Origin of the sequence: Reichenbachiella faecimaris (assembly GCF_900176375.1) — a bacterium.
In the GTDB taxonomy this organism is placed as follows: Bacteria; Bacteroidota; Bacteroidia; order Cytophagales; family Cyclobacteriaceae; genus Reichenbachiella; species Reichenbachiella faecimaris.
The window spans coordinates 724867-737492 of record NZ_FWYF01000001.1; the positions used below are offsets into that span (position 1 = coordinate 724867).

The following is a 12626-nucleotide window of genomic DNA, read 5'->3' on the forward strand; positions in this document are numbered from 1 at the left end:
TTTCTAATTTAAAATTTAAGACTTAAACCCAACTGAGTAGTGATGGTACTCACCCTACCTGCTCCAAAACTTGCCTCGGACCACTCAGGATCCCATCCGTCATAATCTGTGAATACGAATGGATTGAGCACGTTTACATATACTCTTAGATTCTGGATTCTCATTTTTTCCAACAGGGCATTAGGTAAAGTATAGCCTAATGAAATGTTGTTGATTTTGATAAATGACGCGTCCTTGTAGTATCCTACTTGAGAATCCTTCCAATACGTACCCGCATTTCTTGGTTGAGGATAAGTATTAGAAGCTTGAGCAGGCACACCCACGTTGTTGGCTGGAATGTACCAGCTATCTATGTTGAGCTTCTGACGGCCTCTATCTCTTACATCTTCAAAATTTTGATGAAACTCACTATATGCCAAAACACCTTGGTTTGCGTAAGCATTAATGTTGAAATCGAAATTACCAACTGTCAATCTTGAATTAAAACCAGCAGTCCACTTAGGGTCTGAAGAGCCCAAGATCATTCTATCATCTTCCGGATCTATTACGCCGTCTCCGTTGACATCCAACACCTTAGCTTGTCCTTCATTTTGGTCATATAGCTCAGCCAATTCCGCTTCATCAGCTTGCCAGATGCCATTGAATTTGTAGTTGTAGTGCGAATTCACAGATTCTCCAATGAACCAATTGTTCCCTACATCATCATTTTCAGACTGTCCATAAAGTTCCTCTATGGTATTTACATTTTTGCTAAAAGTGAATGTGGTTTCCCATCTCACTTTAGCTGTTTCTACATTGACTGTCTTTAAAAGCACCTCTACTCCAGTGTTTCTGATCACTGCATTGTTGGCCTTAATCGTTTCATAACCTGTCTCCAGAGGCAACGTTTGCTCTAATATCAACTCGTCTGTGTCTCTTGTGTACCAGTCCACACTACCTGAAATCCTATAATTCAACAAGCTATAGTCCAATCCGATATTAAATTCTGTAGTCTTTTCCCAACCCAATTGTTTATTGGCCAGGCTTCCTGCTACCCAGCCATTGGCGGAAGTACCGTTGTAATCGTAATAAACCTGATCGCTAAGCGTATTCACAGATGAATATGGAGATACTCTCTGGCTACCTGTAGTACCATAACTTGCTCTCAATTTCATGGCGGAAACGATCGGATTGCCATTCAAGAAGGCTTCTTCACTGATTTTCCATGCACCCGATACAGAAGGGAACGATTGCCATTTTCGGCCGTCAGCCAATTGAGAAGCACCATCCCATCTATTGGTTACTGTAATGACATATTTATTTGCCAATACGTAGTTCAATCTCAAAGCATAAGATGCCAATTGATTTTGGGTAAATGAGTTACCTAAGTTGAAGGTACTCTGAAGACCTGAGCCTACGTTGTGAAAACCAGTTTCAAATGGTTGTTCAAGTGAAGATATATTGCTTCTTTCTGTTCTATTCACAAAAATACTTTGCAAGGCCATGAAATTGAATGCATGCAGGTTACCAATCGTTTTGTTGATATCCAACTGATTGTCCCATGCATAGTTAAAGTTGTCGTATGTGGCCACTTCCGACGAAGCCAAATTACCATTCGTACTTCCTTTGTCTGTCAATACTCCCCAATACTTACCTCTTCTGTAGCGTTTGGTAGCTGTCGCTAAGGCTGTTTTTACTTTGATCCAGTCTGCAATCTGATACTGCAGGTAAACATTACCTAGCATGTTCCATTGTCGTGTTTGATCAGTAGCATTAGCTATTTCCAACAAGGGGTTGTATGTACTTGTCTTGTTAATCAAATAAGTGGCGCCGGTGGGGTCATTTGGATCTGTAAGTTTTCCAGGATTTGGAAATAGCTCTCCTACGATCTCCTCATGATTCTCATCTACAGCCCACGGCGTAAGAAAAGGATTGAGACGAAACGCATCTTGCATCGCATTCGCATTTCCTCTTTCATTATTCGTCAGGGTGGCAGAAAAACTAACGCCTGTTTTGAACTTTTTACTAAGCTCCTGATCAATGCTAGCTCTGAAAGAGTACTTATCAAGCGACTCATTTACAATATTGCCTGTTTCCGTTTGATACCCAAGTCCCATTGAATAGGAAGAGCCACCATCTCTATGATTCATAGAAATGTAGTTGTTAGCCTGCATACCAGATTTGAGTACTGCATCATACCAATCGAATCCATCTAGGTTTTCGAATCTTGTGCTCAAAACTGAATTAGATGCCTGTGAGGCTACCTTTTCATAATACTCATCTGGTGTCAACAGGTCGTAGTCAGCTGTAGTAGCCAGATAAGCACCCATGTGATACTCTCTCCAAGTAGCATAGTCCATCATCTCGGGCAATCTAGCAGCCTCTTTAAATCCGTAAAAAGATTCTACAGAAAAAGTTGTCCCTTTTGGCACATGTACGCCACCTTTAGTTTGAATAATGATGACTCCCTTCGACCCACGCGAACCATAGATAGCGGCAGATGCAGCATCTTTCAATACATCAACACTTGCGATATCCTGTGGATTCAAAAAGTCAATATTATCCACCACTGCACCATTTACTACAAACAAAGGTTGTGCAGGTGAATCACCCTCTTTGACTAGTGAATTTGAACCTCGAATGTTTACATTAAAATCATCTCCCAATCGTCCGGTAGAATTAGAAACTGTGATACCAGCTACAGAACCTTGCAATGCTTGCATAGGGCTAGTTGTACCTCTTTCGGTAATGGTTTGTGAATCAACACCAACAATAGCTCCAGTAAGATCTGACTTCTTTTGCGTGCCGTAGCCGATCACAACTACTTCGCTCAGAGTAGCCGCATCTTCCTGTAATACCACATCAATGGTAGTTCTACTTCCAATAGCTATCGTCTGAGTAGCATATCCAATAAAACTAACTTTAAGGTTAGTGACTCCTTGTGGAACCTCTATCGAATACTTGCCGTCAAGATCTGTAACGGATCCGGCCGTAGTACCCTCTGCAATCACAGCAGCACCTGGGAGTGTGGCCCCAGATGGATCAGTCACCGTACCGGAAACTGTGCTTTGGGCAATAGCGGCTGTAGAAAATAGGACAGCCAGTAGTCCCAGGTAAATTTTCCTCTTCAGTTTAGAAGAGCAAGATTGTAGTTTTGTATACATATCATCTTATTTAGTTTGACTTACGTTAAGCGTCCTCCTTGTATCAATAGTAATGGCCAGATACAATTCGGAATATTCAAATTTGAACAGATGATTTTCGATTCAATATTCAATACTTAACATATGCCTAGCATTTTTTAGAAAGGTTGGTAAATCACTATTTAGAGAAGGTGGGAGCCTGTTTGGACAACTATTAGTTGCTAGCATTTCTAATAGAAGTGGTAAAAATACACAGAAAAGAGCAGAAATCTGGACACACTTACGCCCACCTTTCTGCTAACCATTTGCTCAAAATGAAGCCCCTCTGAGGCCAATTATTGATCAACATCAGGGTAGGAATAGTATCAATTGCCCCACCACTAAGCACCTTTTGAAATCAATCTTACAAATAAAGAATAGAGAATGGTAAATGGTGAATAGTCATCACCACCGTTTGCCACTAATCTTGAAGATCACTATTTCTATCACAGAGTGGTGAGGATTTACCATGTTGTACCAACGTATGAGTGGTACAACACGCAGATACTAACAAAATGAAGAAATTTTTAGATCAAGACTTTTTACTTAGCAATACAGTGGCTCAGGAGTTGTATCACAACCATGCCGCTCATATGCCTATAATAGATTATCACAATCACCTCTCTCCAGAGGCCATGGCTTCCAATCACCAGTTTGCAAATATCACTGAAGCTTGGCTGTATGGTGATCATTACAAGTGGCGGGCCATGAGGGCCAATGGCATTGATGAAAAATACATCACAGGTGCTGGCACGGATGAAGAAAAATTTAATAAATGGGCTGAGACCGTTCCTTACACTTTAAGGAATCCACTCTTTCACTGGACGCATTTAGAATTGAGAAGATATTTTGGAATTGATGAATTGCTTTCTCCACAGACTGCTTCAGAAATCTATTACGAAACTGCTGCATTGATGAAAAAGGATTCTCACTCCTGTATTGGCCTTTTGTTGCAGCTGAATGTAGAAACACTTTGCACCACTGATGATCCTGTGGACAATTTAGAACATCATCAGTCTATCAAGGCACGAATCAAAGCACCTAAAGTATATCCTAGTTTCAGACCAGACAAGGCTCTGGCTATGGATGGTTCAAAAGATCATTTGAGCTACATACAAAAGCTGTCAGAAGTTTCTGGTGTTTTCATCAATAGTCTGGACACCTTATTAGAAGCACTTCAGCAAAGAGTGAACTATTTTCATGAAAATGGTTGTCGAGTTTCTGATTTGGGATTCAATCAAATTCCGGCCTTTAATCCAAAGGCTACAGGACTGGACCAGCAATTTCTATCAGCCCTAGAAGGCAAGACATTGGATCTTGAAAGCATAGAAAATTTGCAGGAATTCGTTTTGACTGCTCTTTGCAAAATGTATCATGCCAAAGGCTGGGCACAGCAGTTTCACCTAGGCGCACTAAGAAACAATAACGAAAGAGGTCTAAGAGAGCTTGGGCCAGATACAGGCTATGATTCTATGGGCGATTTCAGTCAGGCTGAGCGTATGTCAAAGTTCTTTAATAATCTGGATAATACAGATCAACTTGCCAAAACGATCATTTACAACCTGAACCCCAGAGACAATGATTTATTTGCCACCATGGCTGGAAATTTCAATGATGGCAAGACCATAGGCAAATTTCAATTTGGTACTGGCTGGTGGTTTTTGGATCAGAAAGTGGGGATGGAAGCGCAAATGAACTCGCTTTCCAATATGGGTTTATTCAGCCGATTTATAGGCATGCTCACTGATTCCAGAAGTTTCTTGTCCTTCCCAAGACACGAGTATTTCAGAAGGATTCTCTGCAATCTGATAGGTACAGACGTGGTGAACGGAGAGTTGCCTCATGACATAGGATTGCTAGGTAGTATGGTTGAAGATATCTGCTACAACAATGCAAAAAGGTATTTTGAATTTGATCAATAAGGTGAGAAGCATGAAAATAAGAACTCATTTAATAGGTTTTGTTTTGTTAGTAAATAGTATGTGCCTTCTTTCTTGCAATAGCGAGAAAGAAGTGCGTGTACTTAAGCTGGCACATGAACTGAACGAAACACATCCAGTACATATCGGCATGGTGGAGATGGCGAGATTACTCGATGAGATATCAAAAGGACAATTGACTATCGACATCTATGCGAATGGTCAGCTGGGCAAGGAAAGGGATCTCCTTGAACTTCTTCAGATAGGCAGCCTTGACATGACCAAGGTTTCGGCAGGAGCTTTGGAGAACTTCGTACCTGAAATAAAAGTATTGACGCTCCCCTATCTATTTAGGGATTCGGCACATACAGCTCAAGTGCTACAAGGATCAATTGGTAAAAGACTTTTGATGAAAGGAAGCAATTACCGACTCCGTGGCCTTTGCTTTTTCGATGCAGGTAGTCGAAGTTTTTACTCAAAAGAGGCACCCATACAAAGACCTGAAGATTTGGCTGGCCTAAAGATTAGAGTGATGAACAGCCAATCTGCCTTTGATATGATCAATACATTGGGAGGCACACCTACTCCTGTTTCCTTTGGGGAATTGTACACGGCCTTGCAGCAAGGTGTAGTGGACGCGGCCGAGAACAATCCACCTAGCTTCTTTACCTCACGTCATTATGAAATATGTAAACACTATTCAATAGACGAGCACACGACTATCCCAGATGTGCTTATTGTGAGCACTTATCTTTGGAATAGCCTCACTGATCAGCAAAAAGAGTGGTTGCAAGAGGCGGCAGATCGCGCTGTCAATTATCAGAAAAAAGTATGGGCAGCCTCGGTTGCAGAAAGTCTAGAGCAGGTAAAAGCAGCTGGTGTTACTGTTTATTACCCTAATAAATCACCATTTCAGGCAACTGTTGAACCCCTGTACCAACAGTACAAAACAGATCCTGAGCTGTATCAGCTCATACAAGAAATCACTGCAATAAATCAACCATTAAAAAAGAAAGAAGATGAGAGATAAGTTGGACAGCCTATTAGAAACGAGCCTCAGTCTGCTTTTAGGACTCATGGTGATTAACGTCTTGTGGCAAGTGGCCTCCAGATATATACTGAATGACCCTAGTGCCTTTACAGACGAACTTTCCCGTTACTTGTTGATTTGGGTAGGACTACTAGGAGCAGCCTATGCTTCAGGCCAAGGCATGCATGTAGCCATCGAATTGCTTGAAAGAAAACTGTCCGACCAACAAAAGCTATATCAGCAAAAGATCATCCGTTTGTTGATCTGTGGTTTTGCACTATTTACCCTAATCATTGGTGGTACGCGATTAGTGGTAGTTTCCTTTGAACTAGGGCAAACCTCCTCAGCTATGCAATTGTCTTTGGGTTATGTGTATTTGGCTTTACCTCTCAGTGGGGTGCTCATTTGTTATTATGCCCTTTCAGATTTTTTCAACCAATTAAAGCGCAATCATGGAGCATCTTGAAGTATACACCTTAGTCATTAGTTTTCTGTTTTTCCTTGTCGTAGGAGTGCCTGTAGCTTATAGTGTAGGCTTATCATCGCTACTGACCGTCTTGGTCAACATTGATCAAATGCCTGCCTACACCACCATGGCTCAGCGTATGGCTACCGGATTGGACAGCTTTTCTTTGTTGGCTATTCCGTTTTTCATCCTTGCTGGACAAATCATGAATCAAGGGGGCATAGCACAGCGACTCATTGCTTTTGCGAAAGCACTGGTTGGTTCGTTCCCAGGAGGATTGGCCTATGTCAATATCATTGGAGCAATGCTATTTGGTGCTATATCTGGGTCAGCCATGGCTGCAGTTTCGGCTATTGGAGGGACATTAGGTCCTCGTATGGAAAAAGAGGGGTATGAAAAATCTTACAGTGCGGCAGTAAACATCGCCTCGTCGACGACTGGATTAGTCATTCCACCATCCAATATCCTGATCGTTTATTCACTGGCTAGTGGTGGTGTATCCATTGCTGCCTTATTCTTGGCTGGTTACATTCCTGGCATTCTGATGGGACTGGCGCTTATGCTCGTTGCTTTCGTCTATGCGAAAATCAAAAACTATCCAAGAGGAGAAAAATCAACTGTAAAAATACTATTCACTACATTCATTCATGCCTTTCCGAGTTTGATGATGTTGGTTGTAGTGATTGGTGGTATTGTGGTAGGCATATTCACCGCCACAGAAGCCTCTGGGATTGCCGTGCTTTACACGTTCGTCTTATCACTCATTTACAAAGAGCTTTCTTTTGAAAAAATTAGAAGCATTGCCGTGAGTGCTGTGGGAACTACAGCAGTGGTTGCCCTCCTGATTGCCTGCTCCATGAGCATGTCTTGGGTCATGGCTTATGCTGATATCCCACAGGCGGTAACAGCAGGGATATTGAGTATTTCGGACAATCCAATCGTCATTCTATTGTTGATCAATCTATTGCTTCTATGCGTAGGCATTTTCATGGATATGACGCCAGCTGTATTGATTTTCACTCCAATCTTTTTGCCCGTGGTATCCGCCATTGGCATTGATCCAGTACACTTTGGGATCATCATGGTCATGAACCTTTGTATAGGATTATGTACTCCACCCGTAGGATCCGTTTTGTTTGTAGGTATTGGTGTGGCAGGCATATCGCTTGATAAAGTGATCAAACCTCTCATCCCATTGTTTGTTGCCATGATTATCGTGCTGTTTTTGGTGACCTATATCCCTCAGCTCAGTTTGTTTTTACCACAATTATTTGATTAAAAAATTATGCAAGCATTGAATAGAAATACAACATCAATCACTCCCCTTCCAATCAAAGTCCTTCAATTTGGTGAAGGAAACTTTCTTCGTGCATTTGCCGATTGGATGATTGATTTGATGAACGATTCGCATGACTACAATTGTGGTGTGGCTGTGGTGCAGCCCATCGCGCAGGGCATGACGGATATGCTCAGAAAGCAAGACAGTCTGTACCATCACATTTATAGAGGATTGCAAAATGGCAAAGCTACAAGTGAGACTCGTTTGATCTCATGTATTCAAACAGCCATCAATCCTTTTGAAGCCAGAAATGAATACGATCTAGTAGCTATTTCTGATGAATTGGAAGTAGTTATTTCAAATACCACTGAAGCTGGAATTGTTTTCAGAGCAGACGACTTTCCCACCAAAGGTGACTTAGCTGCCACTTTCCCAGGAAAAGTAACACAGCTGCTATGGGAGCGATATGAACATTTTGGGGGTGATTCTACCAAAGGGTTAAGGTTCATTCCAGTCGAGCTTATTGACAAAAATGGTGAGAAGTTAAAAGAGGCCATTCTTGATTATGCAAAGCTCTGGAAGCTTCCAGAAGCATTTGCCAAATGGATAGAATACCATAACTACTTCGCCAATACACTGGTGGATAGAATTGTGCCTGGCTATCCAAAAGATGAGGTCGCAGAGATCCAACAAACTGTGGGCTTTGAAGATAACCTAATCGTTTCGTCTGAAATCTTTCATTTGTGGGTGATAGAGGGTAGCAAAGAAATTCAAACGTCTTTTCCCGCAGACCAATGCGGGTTGAATGTGATTTACACCAAAGATTTGACACCATATCGTGTGAGAAAAGTTCGGATATTGAATGGTGCACATACTTCCATGGTACCAGTAGGACTACTAAACGGCCTGGAGACTGTAAAAGAAACAGTAGAAGATGAGGCTGTTGGCTCTTTCGTTCGCCAGATTATTTTTGACGAAATTGCGCCAACCATTGATCTGCCTAAAGATGAATTGGAAGCGTATGCCCAAGAGGTATTAGAGCGTTTTAAAAACCCATACATCAGACACGAATTGAAAACTATTGCGCTCAATTCGATTTCAAAATACAAAGTGAGAGTGCTCCCCTCCCTATTGGATAGTCTGAATGCTAAAAAGACATTACCAGAAGGTTTGGTACTGGCCTTCACCCATTTGATTAAATTATACTTATCTGATTTTGAAATTCAAGACAGTGAAGAAGTGAAGACTTTCTTTGCTTCTTTTAAATCAGGCTATCACAGTGCTACAGAAATCATAAAAACAGTCTTGGAAAAAACCGAATACTGGGGTCAGAATTTGAACGAAATCGAAGGGTTAAGCGAATTGATGACCAGTCAACTAGAAAGGCTCAATGACGGGACAACTATCTCGAACTTTTTAACTGCAAAGGCATGAATCAGGCGATAACCATAAATGAAACTGACAATCTGGGTGTAGCACTGGCAGATCTATCTTCTGGCACTGCCATTCTCGTGAACGGAAAAACTATATTGCTCAAACAAGATATTCAGGCCAAACACAAGTTTGCACTACACGATTTCGCCCAGGGCGACGAGATGTATATGTATGGTTTGGTGGTAGGTACTGCCAAGCATGGCGTCAAACAAGGTGAAGCCATTACAGTAGAAAATACAGCACATAAGGCCACTGAATACTCCAGCAAAACAAACGGAAAGTTCCAGTGGACGGCTCCAGATGTTAGTAAATTTTCAAATCGAACATTCAATGGCTATCACCGTGCAGATGGTCAAGTAGGAACTGATAACGTATGGCTGGTCTTTCCATTGGTTTTCTGCGAAAACAGAAATATCATGACCCTCAAAAAGGCTTTTGAAAAGGCTTTGGGCTATGAACAAACCAATGCGTTCGCCGACTTTGCTTCCAGTTTGGTTAGCCAGTATGAAAATGGCGCCTCTATTGAGGATGTTAAATTAACTGCTTCACAGCGCCAGCCACAAAGCACCCTTTTCAAAAACGTAAAAATCAAATTCATTACCCATCAGGCGGGATGTGGTGGCACACGAGAAGACAGTGATACGCTCTGTCGATTGTTGGCAGGCTATCTTAAAAACCCCAATGTGGTGGGCGCGACTGTACTCAGCCTAGGATGTCAGAACGCGCAAGTCAGCACTTTGCAAAGTGCCATAGCTGATACATCAGGGACAGTGACCAAACCCTTGCTTGTTTTCGATCAGCAAGAGACAGGCAAAGAGACGGATCTGATAGAAGGCGCCATCAAAGAAACTTTCAAAGGACTAATAGAAGCCAATAAAATAGAGCGCCAGCCTGCCCCTCTATCCAAACTCACGATTGGATTGGAATGTGGGGGTTCTGATGGGTTTTCTGGGATTTCTGCCAATCCTACCTTGGGTCATGTCTCTGATATGATTGCGGCATTGGGTGGCAAAGCCATCCTTTCAGAGTTCCCCGAACTCTGTGGTGTAGAGCAGGAGTTGATCAACAGAACTAACAACCAAACTCATGCTGAGAAGTTTATCAAACTGATGCGTGCTTATGCCAAATCAGCTGAAGATGTAGGCTCTGGCTTTGATATGAACCCCTCTCCGGGCAATATCAAGGATGGTTTGATCACTGACGCCATGAAATCCGCAGGCGCGGCCAAAAAAGGAGGCTCCTCACCCATAGTAGATGTTCTCGATTATACTGAATATGCCAACCATCCTGGGCTCAGTTTGCTCTGCACTCCTGGAAACGACGTGGAATCTACAACAGGTTTGGTTGGTTCAGGAGCCAATGTGGTACTCTTCACCACAGGTCTGGGCACACCCACTGGCAATCCCATTGCACCAATCTTGAAGGTATCTTCCAATACCAAACTGGCCGAACGCATGCCTGATATTATTGATATCAATACAGGAGAGGTAATTGAAGGTAAAAAAACCATTCCAGAAATGGGCGAAGAAATGTTGAACCAAGTGATCAAAATCGCCAGTGGTGAAATCCAATCCAAGGCCGTGTTGATGAATCAGGAAGATTTCATTCCGTGGAAACGGGGGGTGTCGTTGTAGGGCATCAAGAAACAGGATTGGTCAGACGCCTGGTGAGACCAATCCAAATTGGACTTAAAAGCAAGGTCAATGAGATCACTGCCACAATCATTTGATACGCAAAATCAGTGATAATTTCGTTGAAGTAAGCCAATTGTCCAAGTACGAAACTGAATTCTCCAATTTGAGAAAGCAGTGCACCTGCATATAAGCTATCCTTCCAACTCATTTTGAACCCTCTCATAATTAAGGCGTTTATAAATAGGTTGGTCAATAAAACCACGCCTACCAAAGCTAGAATTATTATGATATGCTCCCATAAAAACCTGATATTGATCAGCATGCCTATGGAGATAAAAAAAAGAGCTACAAAGATGACTTTGAAAGAATATAAGCTCTTGTGAAACCATTCTGTGGATTTAGAGGTGGCTACAAAGATTCCAGCAACAAAAGCGCCCAAAGCTGTAGACAAACCGAAAAAACCAGTAATCATAGAAAAGCCAAAACACACCCCAAAAGCAAAAAAGACTTGGATTTCATGATCATTTTTTAATGCCTTGTGAAAGGGCAACTTAAGCTCTCCCCTAAAAAACAGAAAGACTACAAATCCAATTAGCAAGATTCCACCTATGATTTGCATCCAGATCTCAGTCATGCTGGTTTCTTGACCAGAGAGGTAATTGAGCGTAATGAGCATAGGAACTATCAGCACGTCCTGTACCAAAAGAATCCCTAGTACGTTCTGACCAACCACGTGATCCATTTCTCCAGAATCCTGAAGTAATTTCACAATCACTGCCGTACTACTCAAGCTCACCACAAATCCAAGGGTCAGTATTCGAGCCAATGACCAGTCATAATATTGGCCAATGAGCCAGACTGCCAATATGCTGATGATCACCTGCAAAACCGTGCCCAAAACAGATATTTTCCAATTGGCAACTAAATTCTTCAAGGATATTTCCATACCAATGAAAAAAAGTAAAAGCACCAAACCCAGAGAGCCCAACGAACCTATCAGATCAGGGTCATCTACTACGGCCAGCATGTGAGGGCCTACCACTGCGCCTGTTATAATATATACAATCACATGTGTCTGCTTCAGCATCCTTAATAAAATACCAACAATCACCACTGCAAGTGCAATGGCGACAAACTTCAACAAGAAAGGATTGCTTTCTATGACCGCAAGCATGGTTTCATTAACTTTTAGTACCAGACCAAATTTAACAGATAGAATGATAGGTATAATTCTATGTAAAAAAATATTTTTGGGAGTTGTCCTAAATCAATTTATCTATTCGTCTTGTGAGAAAATAAATCAATTATAAAACTTAAAACATACGACTATGAATCCTGTATCCTGGTTCGAAATCCCTGTCAACGATATGGACAGAGCCAAAGATTTCTACGAGAAATCATTCGACATCAAAATCGACATCAATGAAATGGGGCCTGCCCTGATGGGCTGGTTTCCAAGCAATCCTGAAGCACCAGGTGCGGCTGGCACTTTGCTCAAAGGTGACACCTACGTGCCATCACACGATGGCACTTTGGTTTACTTAGGTGTTGAAGACATTGAAGCTACCTTGAATAAAATAGGCAACAATGGGGGCAAAACCCTTCAACCCAAAATGAGTATTGGTGAGTACGGGTTTATTGGTGTGTTTGAAGACTGTGAGGGTAATCGCGTGGCTTTGCATAGTTTGAAATAGTACACTTTT

The 12626-nt window shown here is 41.9% G+C and carries 9 protein-coding genes; 7 read left to right on the forward strand and 2 right to left on the reverse strand.

Features of this window, described 5'->3' with window-relative positions; all coding sequences use genetic code 11:
• Positions 1-8: 8 nt before the first annotated feature.
• Positions 9-3143, reverse strand: coding sequence for a SusC/RagA family TonB-linked outer membrane protein (locus tag B9A58_RS03115; RefSeq protein ID WP_084370959.1), 3135 nt, complete (start codon positions 3141-3143; stop codon positions 9-11).
• A gap of 533 nt (positions 3144-3676) precedes the next feature.
• Between B9A58_RS03115 and uxaC the strand changes: the two genes are divergently transcribed.
• The 6 genes from uxaC to B9A58_RS03145 are packed head-to-tail and all read left to right on the forward strand — an operon-like array spanning position 3677 to position 10923.
• Positions 3677-5083, forward strand: coding sequence for a glucuronate isomerase (gene uxaC, locus B9A58_RS03120; protein ID WP_084371968.1), 1407 nt, complete (start codon positions 3677-3679; stop codon positions 5081-5083).
• A gap of 10 nt (positions 5084-5093) precedes the next feature.
• The gene (locus B9A58_RS03125; RefSeq protein WP_084371970.1) at positions 5094-6110 is read left to right on the forward strand and encodes a TRAP transporter substrate-binding protein; all 1017 of its coding nucleotides are present in this window, start codon (positions 5094-5096) and stop codon (positions 6108-6110) included.
• A complete protein-coding gene (locus B9A58_RS03130; protein WP_084370960.1) occupies positions 6100-6576 on the forward strand; it encodes a TRAP transporter small permease in 477 nt (158 codons plus the stop codon). Before B9A58_RS03125 ends, B9A58_RS03130 begins: the two co-directional genes overlap by 11 nt.
• A complete protein-coding gene (locus tag B9A58_RS03135; RefSeq protein WP_084370961.1) occupies positions 6563-7855 on the forward strand; it encodes a TRAP transporter large permease in 1293 nt (430 codons plus the stop codon). The genes B9A58_RS03130 and B9A58_RS03135 overlap by 14 nt, the downstream gene beginning before the upstream one ends.
• Before the next feature lie 6 nt (positions 7856-7861).
• On the forward strand, positions 7862-9289 hold the full coding sequence (locus B9A58_RS03140) for a tagaturonate reductase (RefSeq protein WP_084370962.1): 1428 nt from the start codon (positions 7862-7864) through the stop codon (positions 9287-9289).
• Entirely contained in the window at positions 9286-10923 is a 1638-nt protein-coding gene (locus B9A58_RS03145; RefSeq protein ID WP_084370963.1) for a UxaA family hydrolase, read from the forward strand. Before B9A58_RS03140 ends, B9A58_RS03145 begins: the two co-directional genes overlap by 4 nt.
• Positions 10924-10927: 4 nt before the next feature.
• Here B9A58_RS03145 and B9A58_RS03150 read toward each other — a convergent pair whose 3' ends face one another.
• Positions 10928-12097 carry a cation:proton antiporter gene (locus tag B9A58_RS03150; RefSeq protein ID WP_084370964.1) on the reverse strand — a complete coding sequence of 390 codons (1170 nt, stop codon included), beginning with the start codon at positions 12095-12097 and terminating at the stop codon, positions 10928-10930.
• Between the two features lie 154 nt (positions 12098-12251).
• On the opposite strand from B9A58_RS03150, the gene B9A58_RS03155 reads away from it, so the two are divergent.
• Positions 12252-12617: a VOC family protein gene (locus tag B9A58_RS03155; RefSeq protein WP_084370965.1), complete on the forward strand. Its 366-nt coding sequence runs from the start codon at positions 12252-12254 to the stop codon at positions 12615-12617.
• The last annotated feature ends 9 nt before the right edge of the window (positions 12618-12626 follow it).